We start from the raw sequence: 24,316 nt of genomic DNA on the forward strand, positions 1-24,316 counted from the left end.
ATCCGTCAGGATTTGACCGGTCAGGTGGCAGGCGTTTTCACAGGAAATGCCGAGAACCTGCTCCGTCTAAAACCAAAGAAGGGCGTCCCACATGGGGCGCCCTTTCCATATCCGCCTCTGACATATGCGATCAGAATTTCCACGAAATTCTGCATGCGAAATCTCTGCGAGATTTTGACACCCTTACCCGCTGGACGCCGCGCCAAGGCCCGGATACCGTCCGCCGATGATGACCTTACAATCCCCTGACTTTAGTCGCGACATGCGCCCCGGCGAAGAACCCGCAGTTGACGCATTGCTGCGCGCGGCTTTTGTCGGCGGCGAAGACGAGGTGGCGCTTGTGCGCAAATTGCGCAAAAGCCGCGCCATCGCAGGCGAAACGGTGCTGCCTATGGGCGACCGTATTGTTGGCTATTATGCGCTGTCTCGGCTGGTCAGCCCCAAAGGCTGGCTCGTGCTTGCGCCAGTGGCGATAGACCCCGATATGCAAGGGGCCGGGCATGGCAGGCGCATGATCGGAATGCTAACCGAATGGGCGCGGCTGACTCGTACACCTGTCGTCGTTCTGGGCCAGCCCGCGTTTTACGAAAAGGCGGGGTTTTCCAAAGAGCAGGCAAGCCGCCTACGCAGCCCTTACCCGCCTGAATATATACTGCTCGCAAGCTGCGCGGGCGGGCAGCCCGCAGAAACGCTGGTCTATCCGACCGCTTTCGCGGCCGCCTGAGCAATGCAGTTGTTCCTGATCACCGCGCTGACGATGACAGCCTTTGCCGCGAACTCTGTGCTGAATCGCATCGCCGTGGCGGATTATGGCATGGATCCAATGGATTTTGCAGCGCTCCGCGTCGTTGCGGGCGCGGTGATGCTCTGGGCGCTGGTTCTGCCCCGTCGGGCGCCCCGCCCCGCTTTATGGACGGCAAAACGTATCGCAGGGGCTGCGGCACTGGCGCTTTATATGTTTGGTTTTTCCTGGGCCTACATCAGCCTTGGGGCAGGCCCCGGCGCGTTGATCCTGTTTGGGGTGCTACAGGTGATCGTTTTCGGCTGGGCGGTGGTCGAGCGGCAGCCCATTCCGCCGCTGCGTTGGGTCGGCGCGGCCATTGCCTTGGTTGGGCTGTTCATCCTGCTATGGCCCACAGGTGCGGCAAGGCTGCCGGTGGGTGGCACGCTTGCCATGACACTCGCCGCAATCGGCTGGGCCGCATACACGCTGCTGGGCCGGGCCGAGGCGGATGCATTGGGTGCAACCGCCAGCAATTTCCTGCTGTGCGTGCCGATCACCGGGCTGGCGATGCTAATCACCGGGCCGGGCATGATGAGCCTGCCGGGGGTCATCACCGCGCTGATCGCCGGGGCGATCACCTCTGGCCTTGGCTATGCGCTGTGGTACCGCGTCCTGCCATCGCTGCCGACCACAATTGCCGGGATCGCGCAGCTAAGCGTGCCGGTCATTGCCGTCGTTGCTGGCGCCGCATTGCTGGCCGAGCCGATCAGCACCCGCATGTTGCTGTCAGGCACGCTCGTCTTGGGGGGCATCGGCGTTTCCGTGCTCAAACGACGTTAGGTTTTCAAATATATGATCTTTCGTAGGGGGTATTTGATGCTAGGTATCCGCAGATGAGACAGTTGTTTTCGACCATCGCCTTGATGCTTTGCAGCACGATCGCCACTGCGCAGGATTGCGTTGTCTTGCTGCACGGGCTGGCACGGACCGAGATTTCATTGACCCCGCTGCAATTCGTGTTGGAGGACGCAGGGTACAAGGTCGTCAATCGCGGTTACCCCTCGACCTCTGCCACCATACAAACATTGGTTGATGAACATCTGGCCGAAGATGTCGCGGCTTGCGGCGATACGCGGGTACATTTTGTCACCCATTCCATGGGCGGTATTCTTGTGCGGGCGTGGCTGACCAATCACAGGCCCGATCAGATGGGCCGCGTTGTGATGCTCGGGCCACCGAATAACGGTTCGGAGCTTGTCGATATCTTCGGTGATTACGAACCATTTCAATGGGTCAACGGCCCCGCCGGACTGCAGCTCAGCACCAATCCCGACAGCATTCCGAATACATTGGAAGCGGTGCCCTATGAGGTTGGGGTGATTGCCGGTAACCGAACCCTGAACCCCATCTATTCGGCCCTGATTGACGGGGCGGATGATGGCAAAGTTTCAGTCGCCTCAACCCGGCTGGAAGGGATGCGCGACCACATCGTGCTGCCCGTCACCCACACATTCATGATGAATAATCCACTGGTGATCGAAGAGGTACTGCGCTTTCTCCGCGATGGGGAATTCGACCATTCCATCAGCTTGACAGACGTGATCCTAGGAACGGATTAGGCTTTCACCACCCGGTTCACATGCCCCATCTTGCGGCCCGGTTTGGCCTCTGCCTTGCCATAAAGATGGATCGCCGCATCGGTCTTGGCCAAATCAGGCAGCCGGTCCATGTCCTCGCCGATCAGGTTCTCCATCACCACGTCGCTATGCCGTGACCCATCGCCAAGCGGCCAGCCTGCGACAGCCCTGATATGCTGCTCAAACTGACAGATGGTGCAGCCATTTTGTGTCCAATGACCAGAATTATGCACACGTGGCGCGAATTCATTCACGATCAGCCCGCCGGGGGTCACAAACAGCTCCACCCCCATCACACCAACATAATCCAGCGCATTCAGTATTCTGGCGGCGATCAGCACGGCGTCGGTTCGCTGCGCGGCGGTCATACGCGCGGGCACGGTGGTGGTGCGCAGAATGCCCGCCTCATGCACATTCTCACCCGGATCGTAGCAGGCGACCGCACCATCCGCCCCGCGCGCGCCGATTACCGACACCTCGTGGCTGAAATCCACAAAGCCTTCGAGGATCGCAGGTGCGCCTTGCATATCGGCCGGTGCCTGCGCTGCGTCATCCGGTGCCATGATCCGCGCCTGCCCTTTGCCGTCATATCCCATCCGGCGGGTTTTCAGGATGGCGGGTGTGCCGATCTCTGCAATGGCTGCGTTCAGGCTGTCCATATCGGTGACATCGGCAAACGGGGCCGTCTGAAGCCCCAGATCGCGCAGGAATGTCTTTTCGGTCAGCCGGTCTTGGCTGGTTGCCAGCGCCGCCCGGCCGGGGTGGATCGGGGCCAGGCTTTCGAGCAGATCAAGCGCGCTGGTCGGGATGTTTTCAAATTCATAGGTGATCACATCGACCGATTGGCCAAAGGCGCGCAGTGCCACGGCATCTTCATAATCCGCCGTCGTCACCTTATGCGCGACATCACCCGCAGGTGCGTTCGCTTCTGGTTCAAAAATATGGGTTTTCAGCCCCAGCCGTGACGCAGCAACCGAAAGCATCCGCCCCAGTTGCCCGCCACCAAGGATCCCGATTGTCGCCCCGACCGGCAGAGGTTTAGTCATCTGTCGGCTCTTCCGGGATTGAGGCGGATAGGTCGGCACGCCACTGGTCAAGCCGGGCGGCCAATGCAGGGTCCTGCAGCGCAAGAATACCTGCCGCCATGAGACCGGCATTTTTGGCGCCTGCCGCCCCGATGGCCATGGTCGCAACGGGATAGCCGCGCGGCATTTGCAGGATGGAATAAAGGCTATCGACGCCGGACAGCGCCTTGGTCTGCACTGGCACACCGATGACTGGTACGCGGGTTTTGGACGCCATCATGCCGGGCAAATGGGCAGCACCCCCTGCCCCGGCGATGATCACTTGCAAGCCCCTGTCCACCGCAGTCTTGCCGTAGGTCCACAGACGATCCGGTGTGCGGTGGGCCGAAACGATCTTTGTCTCGTAGTCAACGCCCAGCTCTGCCAGTACGTCTGCCGCTTCGCGCATAGTGGGCCAGTCCGACTGACTGCCCATGATGATGCCGATCAAGGGTTGGGTCATGCTGTCTTTCCCGCGTCAAAAGTGAAGCGGCACTATAGCCGAGCCAAAAGCGGCTGCAACGGGCGATCAGGCAATAATATCCGGGAAAATACGGTCTTCGAGCGTGACGATCTTGTCTTTGAGCGAAAGCTTTTGCTTCTTGAGGCGTTTAAGGGTGAGCATATCGGCAGATCCGTGCCCATGCAGCGCGGCAATCGCCTCGTCCAGATCCCGATGTTCGCGCTTGAGCACTTCAAGCTCGACGCGCAGCACTTCAAGTTGTTCCATCTTGGCAGAAGTATTCATCGAGAGTAGGTCCAAATTTCACTATTCATGTTCATAAACATAGGACGTTAACAGGAAACTTCCTACACCTTCCTCTTGATCATACCCCATCACTACCCCATATTTTTCATAACTGCCGCCGAAATCGGGGCAAAATCGACAGTCGCTTACGTGAAGGACATGTCTTATGACGAAACTGGCTTTGGGAACGCACCCGTTCCTTCTGGGGTTTGAGCAGCTTGAACGGCTGGTTGAACGGACTGCAAAACACGGGAATGACGGCTACCCACCGTATAATATCGAACAAACCTCTGACAATTCCTATCGGATCACGCTCGCCGTGGCAGGTTTCGCGGATGAAGATCTGGCGATTACGGTTGAGGATAGTTCCTTGGTCATTCGCGGTCGCCAAAGCGATGAGACCGACGGGCGTATTTTCCTGCACCGCGGTATTGCCGCACGACAGTTTCAGCGGTCCTTTGTTTTGGCAGATGGCGTCGATGTCGGTGAGGCAGTGATGGAAAATGGTTTGCTGCATGTTGATCTGACCCGTTCGGTCCCGGATCGCATCGTGCAGACTATCAATATTCGGAAAGGGTAAATGATGAATACCAAGTTTGATTTCGATACCGTGGACCAAGGCATCGTCTATGTGAAACCCGTTTCCGTAGCTGACCTGCCCGAGGACGTGAAATTGCAGGCTGGCGATCTGGATACGCTGTTTGCGGTGCATAACGCCGAAGGCGAACAGCTGGCATTGGTCGCCAATCAAAAGCTCGCGTTTCACCTCGCCCGCGAAAACGACATGACCCCGGTGACGGTTCACTAAAATGCAAGCTTTGACGGCGCCGATGTCAGGCGTCGTCTCTGAATTCTTTAGAAGCTGTTAACTTTTTCCTGCGATTTCCGACTTTCATAGGGGCGAAAGCACCTGAATTGAAAGTGAACCTTCGAGTGGCCGCGGAAAAAGTTTTGACGGATCACGTGCCATCTATGGACAGGTGGCTTCGCTTCGATTCAATCACGGAAAAGCATTACGAACACGCACGTGGCAACGCGCGCCGCAAGCATTTGCAGTACACGATCTTATTCGGTTTGATTTTTTACAACGTCTATAACCTCACATCATTTTTTCTAATGCCTGATATCGTTTGGCTGACGATTGCTATGCGTGTCGCTCTTGTCACCCCAGGGTCCTGTATTTTGGCTTATCTTGTTCTGCACGCCTCTCCGCGCATGAGGGAATGGTTGGTGACGGTCGGGATGATCAATGCGTTCACCCTGCCGCTGATAGCGTTCTGGTATACGACTGCCCCGCTGGGGGCCTATGCATTTAGCGAACAAGCCTTGACCTTGACCTATGGAAACATGCTGCTCGCGCTGCGGTTTCGCCATGCGGTCATGTTCTCGATTGTTTCTGTGGCAACAGCCTGTCTTTTCGCAGCGACAAAAGCGGGGCTTCCGGATGGGCTTATGTTTGCCCTGTGCATCCAGATGATTACGGCGGGCTGCTTTACGCTCGCTGGCAACTATCTGATCGAGCGACGACGTTGCGAAGATTTTCTGACAACACTACACGCCAAGATTAATGCGGAAAATGCACAAACAGCGTCATATGCGTTAGAAGTGCTGACCAAAACAGATCCGCTCACAGGCTTGCTCAATCGCCGAGGGTTGGATGAATTGTTGGATCAGGCTCATGCCAGTGATCAAAGCTTGGCCGTGATGATGATAGACGTCGACCACTTTAAAATGTTCAATGACACGTGTGGTCATCCGGCAGGCGATAGCTGCTTGATACGCCTAGCAGAGACACTAAATGCATGCACCCATCAACCGGGTGTCTATTGCGCGCGATATGGCGGCGAAGAGTTCACCATATTGGTGATCGACAAACCGCCGCTTGAGGTGGTCCGGATTGCAAAGCAACTGATCCAGTCGGTGCGCACCCTCAATATCACCCACCCCGGTCGGTCAGATGGCAAACCATATGTCACTATCAGCATTGGTATTTCTGCGCAGGACGGCAGCACCACACAAACGATCGCCGAAGTAATGAATGCAGCAGATGATGCGCTCTACCTAGCGAAAACGCTTGGAAGAGACCAATATCGTTTTTCCGATCAGATCGAGGCGAAACTGGTTTCCGGCGGATAAATGCGGTGGCACCGTGATGGACGCCACCCGCAATCATTTTGGAATTCAGCCCTTGATCAAGCCAAGGCTTTCAAGCTTCAACAGCACTTGGTGGGCGCAGTTATCGACCGGGACGCTTTCGGTCTCAATACGCAGTTCTGGATTTTCCGGCACATCATACGGGTCTGAAATCCCCGTGAATTCTTTGATCTTGCCTTCCCGCGCCAGCTTATAAAGCCCCTTGCGGTCGCGCCGTTCGCATTCTTCGATGCTGGTCGCGACATGGACCTCGATAAAGGCACCGAATTGCTCGATCTCTTCGCGCACAGCCCGCCGCGTCGTTGCATAGGGTGCAATCGGCGCGCAGATGGCAATGCCGCCGTTCTTGGTGATCTCTGATGCGACATAGCCAATCCGGCGGATGTTCAGATCGCGATGTTCCTTGCTGAAACCAAGTTCAGATGACAGGTTCTTGCGCACGATATCGCCATCCAGCAGCGTCACCGGACGCCCGCCCATCTCCATCAGTTTGACCATCAGTGCATTGGCAATGGTGGATTTACCGGACCCTGAAAAACCAGTGAAGAACACGGTGAAACCCTGCGCGGCGCGGGGTGGGCGCGTCTTACGCAGCTCTTCCACGACGGCGGGAAAGCTGAACCATTCCGGGATTTCCAATCCTTCGGACAAGCGGCGGCGCAATTCCGTGCCCGAGATATTCAGGATCGTGACATCGTCCTTATCCGTGATCTCATCCGCCGGTTCGTATTGGGCGCGGTCCTGCACATAGACCATATGTTTGAAATCGACCATTTCGATGCCCATTTCGTCCTGATGTGCGCGGAACAGGTCCTGCGCATCATAGGGACCATAGAAATCCTCGCCTTGGCTATTTTTGCCGGGGCCAGCGTGATCGCGGCCAACGATGAAATGGGTGCAGCCGTGATTCTTGCGGATCAGCCCATGCCAGACCGCCTCGCGCGGGCCAGCCATGCGCATAGCGAGGTTCAGCAGGCTCATGGTTGTGGTTGAAGACGGGTATTGATCCAGCACCGCCTCGTAGCAGCGCACGCGGGTGAAATGGTCGATATCGCCCGGTTTGGTCATGCCGACAACAGGGTGGATCAACAGGTTGGCCTGCGCTTCTTTCGCGGCGCGGAACGTCAGTTCCTGATGCGCGCGGTGCAACGGGTTGCGCGTTTGAAAGGCGACAACTTTGCGCCAGCCTAGCTTGCGGAAATAGGCCCGCAGCTCGTTTGGTGTATCGCGGCGCGCCCGGAAATCGTAATGCACCGGCTGCTGAATACCGGTGATCGGCCCGCCCAGATACACATCACCCGCCGTGTGATGCAGGTAGTTCACCGCCGGATGCGCAAGATCATTGGCGCCAAAAACCTTTTCCGCCTCATGCGCTTTGTCCGGGGACCATTTGTCTGTCACCGTCATTGTAGCAAGGATCACGCCTTCCTGATCACGCAGCGCGATATCCTGACCCAGCGCGATGTTTTCTGCAAAATCCGCCTTCACGTCGAGCGTAACGGGCATTGGCCAAAGTCTGCCGTCCGCCAGGCGCATATCGTCCACGACGCATTCATAATCGGCTTGCGACAGGAAACCCTTCAGCGGATTGAAACCGCCATTCATCAGCAGTTCCAGATCGCAGACTTGGCGCGGGCTAAGATCGTGGCTGACCAGTTCCGCCGCCTCAAGCTTCATTTTCTGCGCGCTCTCGTAAGAGACGTAGAGTTCGGGGATCGGGGCGAGGTCCTGGGGCATTTTGCAATCTCTATCATCGGCATTTGTACAAAGGGGGCATAGCCCCCTGTTCGGGCCATTGTCTAGCTGGGGTTGAAGAAAAGATGGATATTCGCCGCGTGCGGTCAGCACCGGAATGTCACAACTCTTTGCATAAGATCACGCGAACAGACAGATGCCATGCTGCGGCGGAAGCAGCACAAGGTTCCGTCTGACAGCGAGATTTGATGCAAATTCCAAACACCAGGTCAGCACAGCGCAGCGATAGAAATCTTGATCGGCATTGCTATGAACCGCCGGTTTGACCGCTTTCAGTCCAGATGCGGCAGTGCTTCTTATGAACAAGGCAACGGGTCATCAGCCCCTGTTACACGGGCGGTGGTATCCGCTGTATTCCAGCGCAAAAGCGTCAGATGGGTGATCTGCGGATCCGTGCGCGAGGCATAAAGCATTCCGTGCAGTCCCAACGCCCGCACCCTGTCAGCGATATCCTAGGTGGGCGAATGCCGTCGCCTATCCATCCCGCGCCATCTGTCGATTATTCGGCAGCGTCGACCGTCACCGCCGTATCTTCAAGCTCTGCGATGAAACGCTCCGCGTCCAGCGCGGCCATGCAGCCCATCCCTGCGCTGGTGACTGCCTGACGGTACACGTGGTCGGTAAGGTCACCTGCCGCGAAAACGCCGGGAATGGCTGTCCGTGTGGTGCCTGCTTCCACCTTCACATAGCCGCCCGAATGGGTTTCCAGCTGATCCTTGACCAGTTCTGATGCCGGCGCGTGGCCGATGGCGATAAAGACGCCCTTGGCGGGGATTTCCGTGATCTCGCCGGTTTTGGTGTGCTTCACACGCACGCCTTCGACGCCCAGCGGGCTTTCACCGCCGAATACCTCTTCCACCTGATGGAACCAGAGCGTTTCGATTTTGGGGTTTTTCATCAGGCGATCCTGCAGGATCTTTTCAGCCCGCAACTCATCACGGCGGTGGATCAGCGTCACCTTGCTGGCGAAGTTGGTCAGAAACAGCGCCTCTTCCACGGCGGTGTTGCCGCCGCCCACAACAACGATTTCCTGCCCGCGGTAAAAGAACCCGTCACAGGTCGCGCAGGCGCTGACGCCAAAGCCTTTGAACTTGTCCTCGGTCGGCAGGCCCAACCATTTGGCGCGGGCACCGGTGCACAGGATCACGGCATCAGCGGTATAAACCGTGCCGCTGTCAGACTGCGCTGTAAAAGGGCGGTTTTGCAGGTCCAGCGATGTGATGATATCGCCCACGATGTCACACCCCATTGCGCGCGCATGTGCTTCCATCCGGACCATCAGGTCGGGGCCTTGTACTTCGGTGTCACCGGGCCAGTTTTCCACCTCGGTTGTGGTGGTCAATTGGCCGCCGGGTTCAAGGCCTTGCACAAGGATCGGTTCCAGCATAGCACGCGATGCATAGACGCCCGCCGTATAACCGGCAGGGCCGGAGCCAATGATCAGAACTTTGGTGTGGCGGGTGACAGTCATTTTCAGGCCTCATTCACTGATGCCCGCTTGATATAGCGTTGCTGCGCAACAGTTAAAAGATCAGATGCTGCGTTCTTTTGTTGCTGAATTGCGAAATATTATTGCGCACAAGCAAGTCATGGCGTAGTATTCGGAATAATCACCGGAGTGGCGCATGCCTGGAACAAAACTTGACGAAATTGACCGTATGATCCTTGCTGAATTGCAAGCAGACGGCAGAATGACAAATGTGGAATTGGCCAAGCGGGTTGGCATTTCAGCCCCGCCCTGCCTGCGCCGCGTGCGCACGCTGGAAGAACAGGGTTTCATCCAAGGATATCACGCCGATGTCGATGCCCGCGAGCTGGGTTTCGAAGTACAGGTCTTTGCAATGGTAGGGCTAGCCAGTCAGGCTGAAACGGACCTGAGCGCATTCGAAAACCGCTGCAAAGGTTGGCCCTTGGTTCGCGAATGCCACATGCTGAATGGCGAGGTAGATTTCATCCTGAAATGCGTAGCCCCGGACTTGCGCACCTTTCAACGCTTTCTGACCGAAGAGCTGACCAGCGCCGAGAACGTCGCCTCGGTCAAGACATCGCTGGTCATTCGCGGCGCGAAAGATGAACCCGGCGTGCCTTTTGACGTATTGGAAGAACGGCTCGCGCAACGCGCCTGAGCCAGCCCCCACCCGCGCGACAAGGCCTATTCGGACCGCGGGAAGCTGGGACGGCCCACGGCGATATAAGCCTCAAACCCGGCATCTTGCGCGTGTGCGGCGGAATAGATGTTACGCAAGTCGGCCATGCGCGGGGTTGCCATGGATTTGGCCATTGCCGTCAGGTCGAGCGCGCGGAACTGGTTCCATTCTGTCAGCAACACCACCGCATCCGCGCCTGCGGTCGCCGCATAAGCGTCATCACACCATGTGACACCGGGCAGCATCGTGCTGGCCTCGCGGTAGGCTTCGGGGTCCACGACGTGGACCTTGGCCCCCTGCCCGATCAATGCGGGCACGATGGTCAACGACGGCGCATCGCGCATATCATCGGTTTCGGGTTTGAAGGTCAGGCCAAGCACCGCAATTTTCTTGTCCCGCACGGTGCCGTCACACAGATCGATGATCTTGTCGATCATCGTGCGTTTGACCTCTTCATTGATCTTGATCACCGCCTCTACGATTTGGAGTGGTGCTGCGTGATCCTGCCCGATACGGGCCAGCGCCTTGGTGTCTTTTGGAAAGCAAGACCCGCCATAGCCCGGCCCTGCGTGCAGAAACTTGCGCCCAATCCGATTGTCGAGCCCCATGCCTTCGGCGACAGATTTCACATCGGCACCCGTCCGTTCGCAAAGGGCGGCAATTTCATTGATGAATGTCACTTTGGTCGCCAAGAATGCGTTAGCCGCGTATTTGATCATTTCCGCGGTTTCCAGATCGGTGGTGACAATCGGAAAATCGCGCAGCGACAGGGGACGGTAGATGTCCGCCATAACCTCTGCCGCGCGATCAGACTGGACGCCAACGACAACACGGTCGGGCCGCATGAAATCCTCAATTGCGGCGCCTTCGCGCAGGAACTCCGGGTTGGACACAACGTCGAATTTGAGCCCCGGGCGGGTTTTTTCGACTAGTTCTGCAACCTTACGATTGGTCCCGACGGGCACTGTGGATTTAGTCACGATCACCGCGTAATCGGACATATTGGTCGCGACCTCTTCGACCGCCCCAAACACAAAGCTCAGATCGGCATGACCGTCACCGCGCCGGCTGGGCGTACCCACCGCAATGAAAATCGCATCGGCCCCGGCAATCGCATCTTTCAGGTTATTTGTGAAAGACAGGCGGCCCGCACCCATGTTTTTAGCCATCAGCACATCAAGCCCCGGCTCAAAAATCGGCGTCTTGCCGTCGCGCAGCAGTGCAAGCTTGCTTTCGTCCTTGTCGACGCAGACAACTTCATGCCCGAAATCTGAAAGACAAACCCCTGAGACAAGCCCAACGTAACCCGTACCGATCATTGCAATTTTCATGGTAATCTCTTCACTGTTATCTGCGTTGTCTGGCGCCGGTCAAAGACCCGGCCGGTGTCCGGTTAAACGTCGTAGTAGCTGCGATACCAGCTGACGAATGCTGCGATGCCCTCTGCGGTGCTGGTCTGCGGTCTGTAGCCGGTCAAATCCTCAAGCAGAGTGGCATCGGCCCATGTTGCAGGCACATCGCCCTTTTGCATATCCATGAAATTCTTCCTGATCTCAAGACCAAGGCATTTTTCGATCTCGCGGATGAACTCCATCAGCTGCACCTTTGTGCTGTTGCCGATATTCACCACGCGAAACGGGGCGGCAGGGCTGAGGCTGTCATTTTCGCCAATATCGCCTGGGTCCGCCGGTTGTTCCGGTGGGGTATCAATCAACAAACGGATCGCCCGCACAAGGTCAGAGATATAGGTGAAATCTCGTGCCATATCGCCATGGTTATAGACGTCGATCGCCTCTCCGTTCAGCCCTGCCTTCACAAACTTAAACAGCGCCAGATCGGGGCGACCCCACGGACCATAGACGGTAAAGAACCGAAACATCGTGGTCGGAATTTTCCACAAATGGGCGTAGCTATGGCCCATCATCTCATTCGCTTTCTTTGTCGCGGCATAAATCGTCAGCGGCGTGTCGGCCTTGCTCGTCTCGACAAAAGGCATCTCAGTATTCGCGCCATAGACAGAAGAGGTAGACGCCATCAGCAGGTGATCCACCCCGCATTCGCGCGCGCATTCCATCACATTGAATGTGCCGACGATATTGGCATTGATGTAGGATCGCGGCTCTTCCAGAGAATAGCGGACCCCTGCCTGCCCAGCCAGGTGCACGATCACGTCCGGCTTTTCGCGCGTCACCAGACCGTGCAGCAGATCGAAATCTTCCAGCATGCCTTCGGTACAGGTGAAATTGGCATTCTGCAGCAGCAACTGGTGCCGCCGCTGTTTCAGCATCACATCGTAATAATCGGTCATCCCGTCATAACCGACCACCCGGAACCCTTCGTCCAGCAGAAGCTGGGCAAGGTGGTAGCCGATGAAACCGGCGGTTCCTGTGATCAGGACAGTACGCATGGGGTCGCTTGCTTTCGTGAACGCTGACAGCTTTGACAGGCTGTTAAACAGAAATAGGGGCCGCTGTCAGGCCCCTATTCTGCACCAAAATGCAATCTGCGGTGTCTATTGTGTGGTGGCCGTAAAGCATTCGATCCGCACATTGACACAAACCTGACTTGCAGCTTCGCGCGACATCGGGCCGACCGTGACCATCGTCAGCCCACTGGCCTGCCGATAGACGGGCCGCATGTTGCCAAGGGTCGCGGCGTATTGACCAGATATGTTGGACCAGTGGGTCTGTGCATTTTCCTGCGTGCTGAAGGACCCCAGTACCGCAACGTGATTGCCAGCGGGAACCGCAGCAGCCTGCGCCACGGCCCGGTTTACGGTGCCCGCGTTCGAGATGATATCGGAATTGCGTGTCCGCGTTGATGGTACGTTAATCTGCGTGCTGAGCGAGGCATCATAAGTCCGCAGGCTTTCAACCCTTTCGCGCAATTGCTGGGTCACACGCCGTGCATCCATTGTATCATTCACGATCCGCGGCGTAATCAGCACCAAAAGCTCTGTCTGGGCACGGCCCCGGCTGGTATTGCCGAACAGGCCACCGGCCACCGGCAAATCCTTGAGCACCGGAATCCCGCCACCGCCACTGGTCCGCCGATCTGAAAACAGACCGCCCAGCACAATGGTTTCGCCGCTATCGGCCGAAACAGAGCTGTTGATCAAACGTTGCGAGATGATCGGGTTGCCTGTCGCCTCGTCCGTTTCGCCGACAAGGCTGACCTCTTGCCCGATGTTCAAGATCACTGAACCCGAGGAATTGATGCGCGGTGTCACCTCAAAGATCACGCCGGTATCGCGGTATTCCACTGTCGACACAAAGACCTGATCATCGGAACTGCCCGCATCCTGCGCGGTGCGCACGGATGTGGGGACCTGATCACCGACGACCAAACGCGCAGATTCATTGTTCAGGATCATCAGGTTCGGAGACGAGACCACATTGATTGATGTCACGGATTCAAGTGCGTCGATCACTGCGTTGGCCGGGCTGCCCCCGAGCGACACGCTAAAGCCGGGCAGGTTCGGGGCGATATTCACGGCATCGCCACGCGACAGCCCCAAACGACCGCCGCCATTTTCAAGGAAATACTGCACACCGTAGCGCAGGTCTTCGTTCAAAGAGACCTCGACAATTGTGGCTTCGACCAGCACCTGCCGCTGGGGCACGTCCAAGCGATGCAAAATGCCAAGCACACGCTGGTATTCATCCGGCGTTGCGTGGATCAGCAGGGTATTGGTCGGCGCGCTTGCCACAACGCGGGTCGCGTTCAGCGTGCCTTGGCTGCCCATAAATATGTCACCGGCCTCAATCGCTTGCGGGGCCTGATCCGATGTTTCGACGGCCACACCAAGGATTTGCGACAAGGTCGGCGCAATCGTGTCGGCGCGGGCGTATTTCATATCATAGGAATAGACCTGCGCGTCATTGCTCCCTTCGCGGGTCAGCCGGTTGATCCAGACTGATACGCTTTCCAGCGCACGGGGGGTCTTGGCCACAGCAAGGATAGAGTTGTTTTCGGGGATCACCTCAAACACAACAAGCGGCTGATAGCTTTCATCCGTTTCGACCAGCCGTTCGAGACCCGTCACAATGGACTGCGCAGAGCGCCCGTTGATTGGAAAGATGCCAACTGATTTGTTGGACAGCCAATCCACGTCAAAGCTTTGGATTGTCTTATCCCAAGATTGCTGATCGACCGATGTCCCGGCCAGCACCAGAATGTTGCGCTGCGCGTCGATACCGACAATGCCTTCGCCTGCAAAAGGTTGCAGAATCGCCGCCATCTCTTCGGCCCCGATGTTGCGCAGCGGGATAACACGCAGCGTGTAGCCCGGCAGCACATCGCGGGATGTCGTTGGCGCAATCGACAGGTCGGCAGAGAATGGCACAATCGCAAAGATATCACCGCGACGGATCAACACCGCGTTGTTTTGTTTCAGCGCAAGTTCAAAGACCTCAATGGCAGTGGTTCGGCTGACCGGCTGGGATGATCGGATGTTGACGGTGCCCTGCACGCCAGGATCAATCACATAATTGACTTGCAGTAATTCACCCAGAATGGCAGCGGCGGCGGATTCCACATCTACGTTCACCAGATTAAGCGAGACTGTACGCTCGCCGCCTGCATTGACGAAATCACTGTCGATCAAAAGCGGCTGGCGACCCGGAAAGATTGTGCCCTGTCCGGCTTGCACCTGCTGACCGCTGGTCACCCGGCCTTGCCGCCGGTTCTGCCCGCCGCCATCGCTGTTTCGCCCAAAGATATTTGCAAGCTGCCAGCCACGCAGTTCAACAGGTTCACCTGAACGGTCCACCTGAGGCGTATCCTCACACGCCCCCAGAACCGCGACGCATGCCGCGAGTGCCAGTAGTTTCTTCATGCTCTGCCTCGTTACCTGCGCCCCTGATCTTTTGCCCGGGTGCGCATTTTTTTATGATTAGGAATACTTTAGCAGCCAATCCTCATACAAAACGCCATAAATAGTGGGATATCGCAAAAACAGCACAAAGGTGTGTCCCGTATGACACGCCGAAACGCTGCCCGTGTTTTGAGCCGAAAACGCGGCGCAGCACCACTTCGATCAACCCCGACAGCGCGGCAAAGCCGATCATTGCGAAACTGGCGAAAGGCGTCAAAAAACCGCCCAGACCAGTGACAAGCCAGACATCGCCGAGCCCCAGCGGCTCTTGCCCGGATCGCCAGAACAGCAACTGCCGCATGATCAGCAGCGACAAACCGGGGATAATCATGCCGATCGCGACTTCGCCAATCGTACCAGTTTGCATACCCCCCATCAGCGCCAATGCAATGACCGCAACCGTCCATTCCAGTGGCAGCCAGCGCCAGCGCCAGTCAATCGCCCCCAGCAAAACTAGTAAAGACAGCAAGGCAATATCTATGACCTGCGCGCGCGCCATGACGAAACAAACGGCAAGCGCCGCGATGACCCCGATAATCACGCCGCATGTAGCCGCCCGATACCATCGCCGCGCCGTGACCGGCCCTGCCAAGCCGCGCAGCACCGTGCGCGCCACCATCTGCGTTGGCCCCATGATCAGTGCCAAGCCGACGACGATGACAGGTACAACACCCGTAAGCATCCCGACGCCCCACGTCATCATCGCAGAATTTCAACGCCAAGGATTTCATAATGTGTCTTGCTCCCGCGAAAGCTCAGCCCCATCGGGGCCACAGTTGCCACGATGTCAGCGGTCACGCCACTTGCGAGAATTCCCTGCGCTTCGATGGTGAAGACTGGTGCCTCGGCCCCGCCCAGCCAGACCGTCGCCGTACCAAGCTGCGGCAATGACATCCCGTTGCGCCGTCGGTCGAGTATCATGCGCACATCGCCTGGTCCGATACCGGGCACAGCCGCAAGGACCGACGCCGACGCGGTGGCAAGGTTGATCTGCGCTGTGCCGCTATAGGTGGTCAGCGACTGCCGCGCGCGTCGGCTGGCATCCTGTGGCAATCCGAGCGAGGTCAGTAGTTGCGGCAAGGGTTGCATGTTTTCCGCTACCTGTCCGTCGCCCCGCTGTGAGACAATGGCCTGCGCAATCGTGGCCGCATCAAATGCATCAATCCCGCTGTTTTCTCCCAAATGCCGCAGCATCGGCACCAATAGCTGGGTGGGCGCGTGGTTAATGTCCAGCTTGCCGCCCTCGTCCCAGATCCGATATGTTGCTCGGCCTTCCGCCATCGTCAGCGTCATCGGTGTCCCGTCGCGCAGGGTGCGGGGGGCGTTTTCATCGGAGCGCCCAAGATCGGCAAGGGCGACATTGACCGCACTGCGTGCCAGTTCAACCGCCCGGCTTGTTTCCAGCTCTGCCCGTGTCGACAAAACGACCTGCCGCTGGGTCACCAGATAGCTGGAGGCCGCAAGCAGTAGACCCAGCCCCATCCAAAGAACCGTAAGCAGGACAAAGCCGCGCTGCCTGCGTCGTGATAGGCGCGCTATTGCAATGTGCATTCGCGATCCCTCAACCCTGCCTCGCCCAGCCGCGAGACGCATAAAGCGCTCAACGTCGCAGAAAGCTGGGCAACAATCATCCTGTCGCTACCTTGCTCTATGGCAATCGCAAAGGGTAGCCCATGCTCTGGCCCCGGCTCGTACGTCCATGTTTGCCCCGGAATGTCATCGGCCCGCGCCACCAGATAGCGGAACCGCAAGGGCGCGTCAGAGACGATCAGGCGGCTTTGCCTTGGGTCGTCGGCGGCAAGACGAATGTCGCGCACATCGAATACCCGCGAGGCGGACAGGTGATAAAGGCCCGCCTCTTCGACGATATCAAGCCCGACCATCATCGGTCGCGCGGTACTTGTCGTTCCATCATCTAAAATCAGACGGACCCGCGCCGGTCCGCCCAGAAACCTGCCTTCGCTTTGCTTGTAGCCCGCAGCGGTGGCCGAGGCTGCCCATGCCTGCAGAACCCGGCGCGCTGTCAGCCAATCTGTCGCCTCTTGCTGCAACGCATCAGGCCGCATCGCAGTCTGCCGCAGACCCCAAGTCGCGCTGGCCAGCAGTGCTAGGGTGACCGCCGCAATCGAAAGCGCCACCAGCGCCTCTGCCAAGGCAAATCCGCGGGCCTTGTGGCCCCGTCTGTACCGACGCCGGATCAAAGCGGCGTCTCGCTATAGCGTATGCCGCGCAGGACCAGTGGGTCTGCCGTGCTGCCCGCCCTTGCCACTGTCACGTAAACATAGACCAGTTCACCCGCTTGCAGCGGACCCAGCCGCATATCGTCGGTGCCCCGTTCCGATATGGTCAGCGACCAGTCTAAGCCGCGCAGGCTGCCGCTATCCTGCACGCCGGATCGTGGCACAATATCCACGCCGACCCGGTCCATGATTTGCGTTGCGATCAACATCTGCTCTGCCTGATCATTCGCGCGCCGCTCCATTGTGAGCCCCAGCGACAATGATGAATAGAATCCGGTGATGGCCAGCGCCGCGATGGAAAGCGAGACCAGTGTCTCGATCAGGGTAAACCCGCGCTGTCCGCCCCTGCGTCTCATTGTACCAGCCTTACTTGGCCGGTGAGCCAGTCCAATTCCACCTCGCGCGACAGATCACCCGAGACGAGCACCAGCACCAGCCCGTCATTTTCGCCGGACGGGCGGATCGTCAGCTCTGCATCGTCATTGGGGCTGCTGACCCTGCTGCCAAGCGTGTGGCTTTGATAAGGTGTGGTCAGCGTCTGCGTGCGGCTGGCATAGCTGATCGCGACCGGCCTGCCCCGTTCTGCCGCCAACAAACGGGCCTGTTGCAGGACCAAGGCGATATCGGCCACCTCAGTCTGTAATCTGGCGCGGTCCGACCGGCCCAGCGCAGTGATCGAGATCGTGCTGACGATGACGACGATTGCCACCGTGACCAGCACCTCGACCGTTGCGAAGCCAGCGTCGGACCGCCTGCGCGGGCAGCGTTTAGCCTTCCACGTCGGCATCATTACCTGTCCCGCCGGGCCGTCCGTCCGCACCCAACGAAGAGATACGTACCTGCCCGTCATTCAGTGAATAGAGATAGGTACCGCCCCACGGGTCGTTCGGGATTTGCCCATCCCGCAGATAAGGGCCGTTCCAGCCGGGGATCGCGCCGCCGTTTGCAAGGACCACCAGCCCCTCATCCTCGTTCGGGTAGCGGCCAGTGTCGATCAGGAAAATATCCAGCGCGCTACGCAGCTGGATGATCTGGGCCTCGGCCGCCGTCACACGGGAACCTTGTAATTGGCGGATCGCCGAAGGACCGACAAGCGCCACCAGCAGGCCAACGATGGCGACTGCAACCAGCATCTCGACCAGCGAGAAACCCTTCGCGCTGCCGCGTCGCCGCGTGGGCCGACGCCTAGAACGAGATGGAATTGACAGAAACGATAGCGGAAAAGAGGGCATAGAGGCTGACTCCGATCATGAGGCCGACACCTACAATCAGGGCCGGCTGGAACAAAAGAAGGAAACGCTCAAGGTCGCGATCTGCGGCCTCGCGCATATCAAGAGAAGTGCGGCTTATCATGCCGCCAAGATCGCCGGCTTCTTCACCGATGCGGATCATTTCGATAGCTTCGCGCGGCAGCAAATCCTGCGCACTTAGCGCAGAAGACAAGGCAGCGCCGTTTTCAACCTGCTGCGTTGCTTCCAGCATGGCGGCGCGTAGGGTACCCGCAGGCGCCGATTTTGAGACGACGCGCAGGGCACCGCTTAACGTGATCTCGCGACTTAACAACGCGCCCAGCACATGCAGGATTAGCATCACCTGATTGCGCAGCAACAGGCGGCGCACGAAAGGAATGCGGTTGCCGATGGTTAATAGCCCGCTCATCAACACACCGCGTTTCGCGGCGATATATGTTGCACCGCCGGCCGCCAGTAACCCCGTGAGCAATAGCGGCCAGAGCGAGGTCAACATCGCCGAAAAGGCAAAGACCGCACGCCCCATGGCGGGGACCATTTCCATCCGGTCTTCGACCAGCGGGCGGAACTGCGGGATAATGGCAATCATGATCAGCCCAACCGACATCAGTGCCACGAAAAGCAGGATGGAAGGATACATCAACCCGGTCATGATCCGACGCCGCACGGCCAGCTTGTTCTGCAATATTTCCGCAGAGGTGGCGAGTGCGCTGCTCATTTCGCCAGAAACCTCGGCCCCGCTGATCAGGGAAAGCGTCACAGCATCGTCAATCCCTGCCTTGTCGTGCAAAGCCTTGGACAGCGGCGCGCCCTCGCGCAGGCTGTCACGCACCCGCAACGCGGCCCGTGCGATCGGGCCATCGCCCCCGTCGCCCATAATCGCCAGCGCACGTTCAGACTGGATCTGACGCCCCGAAAGCTTGGCCAGACGGGCAAGGAAATCGCTCAGCTCTTTCGCGCTCAACTGATCGCCGCCGCGTGTCTTGCGGCTGCGCACCTGAATGGGGGCGGCGGCACTTGCCTGTTCCAGCGTAATCGGAAAAAGGCCCTGCGCCCGCAAGGCGCTGGTCGCCTCGCGCAGGTCCGCCCCTGCGATCTGACCCGAACGGCGTGCGCCGCTGCTATCCCGCGCCGTATAGCTGAATGTAAGCTGTGCTTGTTCCACCTTTACCTACATTCAAAAATGGTTGGCGCCGAGGACGCGCAAAATTTCTTCCACCGTGGTCTGCCCCGCCGCGATCAGCCGAATACCTTCCGAGCCCATCGTCTGAAGCGCACGGGCTTGGGCACTGCCCTCTGGCAAAAACAGCTGATCCGGGGTCATTGCCTCAAACAGCGCGGCACGACCGCGAAAGCCTGTGTGATTGCAGGCATCACATCCGACTGATTTCACAAGCGTCCACGTCTTGGGGTCAGTTTGCGACCCGGTACGCTGGTCCAACTTGGTGAAGGTCTCGCGCAGTCTGGTATTAGATGACAGGTCAACCGGCTTGGCGCAGGCCGGGCAGACGCGCCGCACCAGACGTTGCGCAGCCACCAACCGGGTGACGGATTTCATCAGATATTCTGGCACACCCAGATCAATCAGCCGTGTCCCGGCCTCTGTCGCGCGGTTGGTGTGCAGGGTAGAAAAGACAAGGTGGCCGGTCATGGCAGCCCGCACGGCGAGCTCTGCAGTCTCGCTATCCCGAATTTCGCCTACCATGATCACGTCAGGATCATGGCGTAGAATAGTGCGTAGCGCGGCGGCAAAGGTCCAGCCTAGCTCTGGGTTCACCTCAATCTGCTGCAACCCCGGAGTTTGGATTTCGACCGGGTTCTCGATGGTGACGATCTTGCGTCGGGTATCGTTCAACTCGTTCATCGCAGCATGAAGCGTCGTCGTCTTCCCGCTCCCGGTGGGACCGGTGACAAGGATCAGGCCATTGGGTTGTTTGATCGCCGAACCCAGCCTTTTGGCCACATGCGCGGGCAGTTTCAGATCGGCGAGCTTTGACAGGCCTTCATGATTGTCGAGCAGACGCAGCACCATCGTTTCACCGTGGATCATCGGCGCGCTGGCGACACGCATGTCAATTTCGCGGCCTGCAAGCTTCTCACGCAACCGTCCGTCCTGCGGCAGACGGCGTTCGCTGATATCCATCCCCGCGAGGATTTTCAAACGCGAGACGACACCTTCATATAGTCCGCGCTCTGGCGGTTGCGCCTCGACCAGATCGCCATCAACCCGCATCCGCACGCGCGCCGAGTTCGCGCTGGGCTCCAGATGGATATCCGTGGCGCGCAGTTCGACGGCCGTATCAAAGAGCGTATCAAGATAACGCACAGTGGGTGCATTGTTGGCAAGTTCGGTCAGCTTGTCCGTATCAAGATCAAGCCCGGCCATGTCCCGCGGGCTGACACGTGCGCCAGCGATATCCTCACCGGCAAGCGCCTCTGCGCTGCGGGCCATCGCCAATGTAATGTCACGGTCAGTCGCCACCGCCAGTTCAAGCGCCGTGCCGAAAATCATCTCAAGCGCTGCGATGGCGCTGTCATCATATGGGTCCGCCACCGCGAAATAGGCGCGGTCTTCCGCGATATGCAGCGGGGCGATGGCGTTACGCTCCAGATAATCGGCTGACAGGCGGGGATCCTGCGGCAGCCGTTCGGGCATATCGTCCAAACCAACCAGTTGCAGACCAAGATGGCTGGCGCTGGCGCGGGCCCATTCTTTTTGCGGCACAAGACCAAGGCGATCCAGCACGACGCGTACCGACTGACCTGTATTCGCCGCCGCATCCATGACCTGTGTCAGGTTAGCGTCGGACAGGGTTCCGTTTTCCAAGAAAATCGTGGGCAGTTGGTTGCGCTTTTCTACATCTATTAACACGTGTCATCGCTTTCAGGTTTTGCGCCGCCCCCAGCGCGTCGATTCTCTACCCCAGAAATAGCAGCACCATCCACGTAACCCTAGTCATGGGCCCATCCGATATTATGGCGAATTCAAGGCATTGACGCCCCTAACAGAACATATGTCCAAAGTTCCGCAAGAATGTTCCCAACCCTGCAACCAAGTTAAGCACATTTACGCCGATTCTGACGCAGGGTCAGGCGTTTGTTGTGTGGAAACAAGAACTTCGCGCAAATCAATTTCGACAGCGGACATCCGTCCACACAACCTAAATTGAGAGAGCCTGATAATGAATGACACTGGTAGAAGACTTCTCACTTTAACGCCGCTGATCTTGGCCACTGTGACCGGGACAGCGTTTGCACAAGAAACATCAATCGCGGCGATCAACGCGCGGTTCAATAGCAGCGCGTTGCAGCAAGAGGCTGAAACAAAAGCCTCGCTCAACCTGAACGCACCTGTCGCAAGCACCTATTCTTTCAGCGCACCGGCAAATGCGGCCCTGCAACTGCGCGTCGATGGTGACATCGTGCTTGACCTGTCTGCGCCAAGCAACAGCAGCGAAGCGGTCACCGCATTGGTCAGCTTGTCCGCCGGCGATCATGTAATTGAAGTGAGCGGGACGGCGATCACTAACGCCAAACTGGCAACCGTTCAAATCAATCAGGTCGGCATGGCGCCGACCAGTTTTGCCACACTTCTTAGTGTCGCGAATGAAGAGAAACAAAACAACGCACAGATCTTTCCTAGCCCACAAAGCAGCGTGGCCTCGGTCCTGAACTCTTCCAGCGCGCTCAGCACCACCAGCAAGGCGAGTCTGTCGCAAACCCTATCAACCATTGCCGCATCGGCAACGCTTACCAACCGTGAGAGCAGCGAGCCGAACACCGGTAGCAACAATCAACAACGGAGCAGCTCCGGTGGCGTTGCCCGGTCAGCGATCAGCGGTGCAGTTGGGGCAATTCTTGCTGCGCGCGAAGCACAATCAAGCGGCGGCGGTGGCGGCGGCGGTGGAAGCGCGCCCGATGTTCCGGTCGACATTCCTGCTGGTGCGGCGATCTCCAGCCCGCTCAGCCCTCCGGTCTCAGTCGATCTGACTCAAGCTGTTGAAATTGTGGCCGGACCGACGGACGAAGGCATGGTCGCTTCAAACGGTCAGACTTTGTTTGGTGGGGTCATGGACCCTGAAACCTATGACACCGTTACGGTGACGATTGCAGAGTCCGAAAGATCGTTCGATGTTGATGTCGGACCAACGACAGGTCAATTCGCGGTGCGTCTCTTCCCCGAGGACCTGACAAGCGGTCAAGCCAGCCTGACACTGACCGGCACCTCCAGCAGCAATGACGAAGTCATGACGATGCCAGTCAGCTACACGTTCCAAGCCGCGACCGTGAATGACGGGCTATCGCAAGCGCTGTCACGTATTTCTTTTGGACCCGAAGCGGATCTTTACAACCGTGTGCGTATGATTGGCTTCACGGCGTATGTTAACGAACAGCTCAATCCGGGCAGCATCAACGACTCATCCTTCGAAAACACCGATCCGGATGGCATGCTAGAGCTGACAACACGCAATGTAGGTGTGATGAACCGTAGCATCATGCGCCACAATCTTGCTTATGCGGCCTTTTCGGACAAACAGCTGAACGAGGTGATGGGCGAATTCTGGAACAACCACTTCTTCGCCTCGACCAAGGGGACAGATATCCGGCGTCAGAATTTCGATGATCGCGATTTCTACCGCGACAATGCGATGGGCCGGTTCGAAGACCTGCTGCTGTATTCCGCTCGCAGTCCGCTCATGTCGCAATTCCTTGACAACGATCTGAGCCGCCGCGGAAACATCAACGAAAACTACGCGCGAGAAATCTTGGAACTGCATACGGTCGGCGTCAATGGCGGCTATAGTGCGGAAGATGTGATCGCAGTGGCGCGCGTCTTTACCGGTTGGCGCTACCGCCGGACAAATTCGGGCGATGTGGCCAGCATCTACGAATTTGAATTCCAGCCGGACCGACACGACGCTGACGACAAAACCATCGCGTTTCTGGACACGACCATCGCTGGACGCGCTGGTGACGCAGGGGTGCAGGAAGGCGAAGAACTGATCGCCCTGCTCGCCGCTGATCCGCGGACGCAGAACTTTGTTTGCGGCAAGATCGTGCAGCGGTTTGTGGCAGATGTCCCACCGCAAGAGTTCATCGATCTGTGTGTCGCAGCATGGGAAGCCAGCGATGGCAGCAGCCGCGAAATGCTGCGCGCTATCCTGACGGCACCAGCCTATATCGAGAACGCTGAATATCAGCGCAACAAGACCAAGACACCCTATGAACATGCTGCATCAGCAATCCGCGCCCTTGGTGCCCGCCCTGCGGCTAATGATGCCGACGGTAACTTCTACCAGCGTTTCGTCGAGGTCAGCACAGACGGTGGTTACGACCCGCTGGAATTCGACTTGCCGACTGGTTTGCCTGAAACAGCCGACGCGTGGGTCAGCTCTGCCTCTCAGATCGCACGCTATCGCAAGCTGACAGACATCGTGGAACGTCAGGACGAATATAACATCGATATCGGTGCTCAGATTGAAGATGCTGGTCTGGAAACGGCTGAAGAGGTGGCCGCTTATCTGCTGACCATTGCAACCGCCGATCGCTTTACCCGCGAAGAGTACGAAACGCTTGTAGGTGTCCTGAAGGGTGAAGACGGCATCTTTGAGCCCAACATGACGAACGAAACAAGCGCCTTCAACCGTGCGACGGGCATGCTCGTCGTCATGCCAAGCTTCGAACTGCAGTAATGTCAGCTCTTCCAAATTCTGAAAGGTA

General features: G+C 58.0%; 24 protein-coding genes. 8 read left to right on the plus strand and 16 right to left on the minus strand.

The window, feature by feature from the left end; all coding sequences use genetic code 11:
* The first annotated feature begins 226 nt into the window (after nt 1-226).
* From ACJ5NV_RS01090 to ACJ5NV_RS01100, 3 genes are read left to right on the plus strand one after another with little or no spacing between them, the layout of a single operon-like run.
* Nucleotides 227-724, plus strand: coding sequence for a GNAT family N-acetyltransferase (locus ACJ5NV_RS01090; protein WP_411641633.1), 498 nt, complete (start codon nt 227-229; stop codon nt 722-724).
* Between the two features lie 3 nt (nt 725-727).
* Entirely contained in the window at nt 728-1,564 is an 837-nt protein-coding gene (locus tag ACJ5NV_RS01095; protein ID WP_411641635.1) for a DMT family transporter, read from the plus strand.
* Between the two features lie 53 nt (nt 1,565-1,617).
* The gene (locus tag ACJ5NV_RS01100; RefSeq protein ID WP_411641636.1) at nt 1,618-2,343 is read left to right on the plus strand and encodes an esterase/lipase family protein; all 726 of its coding nucleotides are present in this window, start codon (nt 1,618-1,620) and stop codon (nt 2,341-2,343) included.
* Here ACJ5NV_RS01100 and ACJ5NV_RS01105 read toward each other — a convergent pair.
* The 3 genes from ACJ5NV_RS01105 to ACJ5NV_RS01115 form a co-directional block, all read right to left on the minus strand.
* Nucleotides 2,340-3,407 (minus strand): 5-(carboxyamino)imidazole ribonucleotide synthase, encoded by a 1,068-nt coding sequence (locus ACJ5NV_RS01105; protein ID WP_411641638.1) that lies wholly within the window; start codon nt 3,405-3,407, stop codon nt 2,340-2,342. The two genes, ACJ5NV_RS01100 and ACJ5NV_RS01105, sit on opposite strands and share 4 nt — an antisense overlap.
* Nucleotides 3,400-3,888, minus strand: coding sequence for a 5-(carboxyamino)imidazole ribonucleotide mutase (gene purE, locus ACJ5NV_RS01110; RefSeq protein ID WP_411641640.1), 489 nt, complete (start codon nt 3,886-3,888; stop codon nt 3,400-3,402). Before purE ends, ACJ5NV_RS01105 begins: the two co-directional genes overlap by 8 nt.
* A 66-nt stretch (nt 3,889-3,954) precedes the next feature.
* Entirely contained in the window at nt 3,955-4,173 is a 219-nt protein-coding gene (locus ACJ5NV_RS01115) for a YdcH family protein (protein WP_411641641.1), read from the minus strand.
* Nucleotides 4,174-4,339: 166 nt separating this feature from the next.
* On the opposite strand from ACJ5NV_RS01115, the gene ACJ5NV_RS01120 reads away from it, so the two are divergent.
* The 3 genes from ACJ5NV_RS01120 to ACJ5NV_RS01130 all read left to right on the plus strand — a co-directional run bounded on the left by ACJ5NV_RS01120 (nt 4,340) and on the right by ACJ5NV_RS01130 (nt 6,309).
* On the plus strand, nt 4,340-4,753 hold the full coding sequence (locus ACJ5NV_RS01120; RefSeq protein ID WP_411641643.1) for an Hsp20 family protein: 414 nt from the start codon (nt 4,340-4,342) through the stop codon (nt 4,751-4,753).
* A gap of 3 nt (nt 4,754-4,756) precedes the next feature.
* Nucleotides 4,757-4,981 (plus strand): DUF1150 family protein, encoded by a 225-nt coding sequence (locus tag ACJ5NV_RS01125; RefSeq protein WP_411641941.1) that lies wholly within the window; start codon nt 4,757-4,759, stop codon nt 4,979-4,981.
* 113 nt (nt 4,982-5,094) lie between these two features.
* Nucleotides 5,095-6,309: a GGDEF domain-containing protein gene (locus tag ACJ5NV_RS01130; protein ID WP_411641942.1), complete on the plus strand. Its 1,215-nt coding sequence runs from the start codon at nt 5,095-5,097 to the stop codon at nt 6,307-6,309.
* A gap of 45 nt (nt 6,310-6,354) precedes the next feature.
* Here ACJ5NV_RS01130 and ACJ5NV_RS01135 read toward each other — a convergent pair whose 3' ends face one another.
* Both ACJ5NV_RS01135 and trxB read right to left on the minus strand, forming a co-directional pair.
* The gene (locus tag ACJ5NV_RS01135) at nt 6,355-8,064 is read right to left on the minus strand and encodes a bifunctional sulfate adenylyltransferase/adenylylsulfate kinase (RefSeq protein WP_411641645.1); all 1,710 of its coding nucleotides are present in this window, start codon (nt 8,062-8,064) and stop codon (nt 6,355-6,357) included.
* Between the two features lie 517 nt (nt 8,065-8,581).
* The gene (gene trxB, locus ACJ5NV_RS01140; RefSeq protein WP_411641649.1) at nt 8,582-9,553 is read right to left on the minus strand and encodes a thioredoxin-disulfide reductase; all 972 of its coding nucleotides are present in this window, start codon (nt 9,551-9,553) and stop codon (nt 8,582-8,584) included.
* Nucleotides 9,554-9,707: 154 nt separating this feature from the next.
* Between trxB and ACJ5NV_RS01145 the strand changes: the two genes are divergently transcribed.
* The gene (locus ACJ5NV_RS01145; RefSeq protein ID WP_411641651.1) at nt 9,708-10,208 is read left to right on the plus strand and encodes an Lrp/AsnC family transcriptional regulator; all 501 of its coding nucleotides are present in this window, start codon (nt 9,708-9,710) and stop codon (nt 10,206-10,208) included.
* A gap of 26 nt (nt 10,209-10,234) precedes the next feature.
* Here ACJ5NV_RS01145 and ACJ5NV_RS01150 read toward each other — a convergent pair whose 3' ends face one another.
* From ACJ5NV_RS01150 to ACJ5NV_RS01200, 11 genes are all read right to left on the minus strand, one after another.
* The gene (locus ACJ5NV_RS01150; RefSeq protein ID WP_411641653.1) at nt 10,235-11,560 is read right to left on the minus strand and encodes a UDP-glucose dehydrogenase family protein; all 1,326 of its coding nucleotides are present in this window, start codon (nt 11,558-11,560) and stop codon (nt 10,235-10,237) included.
* Between the two features lie 62 nt (nt 11,561-11,622).
* A complete protein-coding gene (locus ACJ5NV_RS01155; RefSeq protein WP_411641654.1) occupies nt 11,623-12,636 on the minus strand; it encodes a GDP-mannose 4,6-dehydratase in 1,014 nt (337 codons plus the stop codon).
* 105 nt (nt 12,637-12,741) lie between these two features.
* The gene (gene gspD / locus ACJ5NV_RS01160) at nt 12,742-15,066 is read right to left on the minus strand and encodes a type II secretion system secretin GspD (RefSeq protein WP_411641656.1); all 2,325 of its coding nucleotides are present in this window, start codon (nt 15,064-15,066) and stop codon (nt 12,742-12,744) included.
* An 82-nt stretch (nt 15,067-15,148) separates the two neighbouring features.
* Nucleotides 15,149-15,808 carry a prepilin peptidase gene (locus ACJ5NV_RS01165; protein ID WP_411641657.1) on the minus strand — a complete coding sequence of 220 codons (660 nt, stop codon included), beginning with the start codon at nt 15,806-15,808 and terminating at the stop codon, nt 15,149-15,151.
* Complete coding sequence (locus tag ACJ5NV_RS01170; RefSeq protein WP_411641659.1) at nt 15,805-16,656, minus strand: type II secretion system minor pseudopilin; 852 nt, start codon at nt 16,654-16,656, stop codon at nt 15,805-15,807. Before ACJ5NV_RS01170 ends, ACJ5NV_RS01165 begins: the two co-directional genes overlap by 4 nt.
* Nucleotides 16,641-17,258 (minus strand): hypothetical protein, encoded by a 618-nt coding sequence (locus tag ACJ5NV_RS01175; RefSeq protein ID WP_411641661.1) that lies wholly within the window; start codon nt 17,256-17,258, stop codon nt 16,641-16,643. The genes ACJ5NV_RS01170 and ACJ5NV_RS01175 overlap by 16 nt, the downstream gene beginning before the upstream one ends.
* Nucleotides 17,259-17,302: 44 nt before the next feature.
* Entirely contained in the window at nt 17,303-17,701 is a 399-nt protein-coding gene (locus tag ACJ5NV_RS01180) for a PulJ/GspJ family protein (RefSeq protein WP_411641662.1), read from the minus strand.
* Nucleotides 17,698-18,135: a pilus assembly FimT family protein gene (locus ACJ5NV_RS01185; protein WP_411641664.1), complete on the minus strand. Its 438-nt coding sequence runs from the start codon at nt 18,133-18,135 to the stop codon at nt 17,698-17,700. Before ACJ5NV_RS01185 ends, ACJ5NV_RS01180 begins: the two co-directional genes overlap by 4 nt.
* Nucleotides 18,113-18,577, minus strand: a complete 465-nt coding sequence (gene gspG, locus ACJ5NV_RS01190) for a type II secretion system major pseudopilin GspG (protein WP_411641666.1) — start codon at nt 18,575-18,577, stop codon at nt 18,113-18,115. Before gspG ends, ACJ5NV_RS01185 begins: the two co-directional genes overlap by 23 nt.
* A complete protein-coding gene (locus tag ACJ5NV_RS01195) occupies nt 18,531-19,760 on the minus strand; it encodes a type II secretion system F family protein (protein WP_411641668.1) in 1,230 nt (409 codons plus the stop codon). Before ACJ5NV_RS01195 ends, gspG begins: the two co-directional genes overlap by 47 nt.
* Nucleotides 19,761-19,772: 12 nt before the next feature.
* The gene (locus ACJ5NV_RS01200; protein ID WP_411641670.1) at nt 19,773-21,467 is read right to left on the minus strand and encodes a GspE/PulE family protein; all 1,695 of its coding nucleotides are present in this window, start codon (nt 21,465-21,467) and stop codon (nt 19,773-19,775) included.
* 310 nt (nt 21,468-21,777) lie between these two features.
* Between ACJ5NV_RS01200 and ACJ5NV_RS01205 the strand changes: the two genes are divergently transcribed.
* A complete protein-coding gene (locus tag ACJ5NV_RS01205; RefSeq protein ID WP_411641671.1) occupies nt 21,778-24,288 on the plus strand; it encodes a DUF1800 domain-containing protein in 2,511 nt (836 codons plus the stop codon).
* The last annotated feature ends 28 nt before the right edge of the window (nt 24,289-24,316 follow it).

The sequence above is a fragment of the Loktanella agnita genome, from assembly GCF_046640325.1.
GTDB lineage: Bacteria > Pseudomonadota > Alphaproteobacteria > Rhodobacterales > Rhodobacteraceae > Yoonia > Yoonia agnita.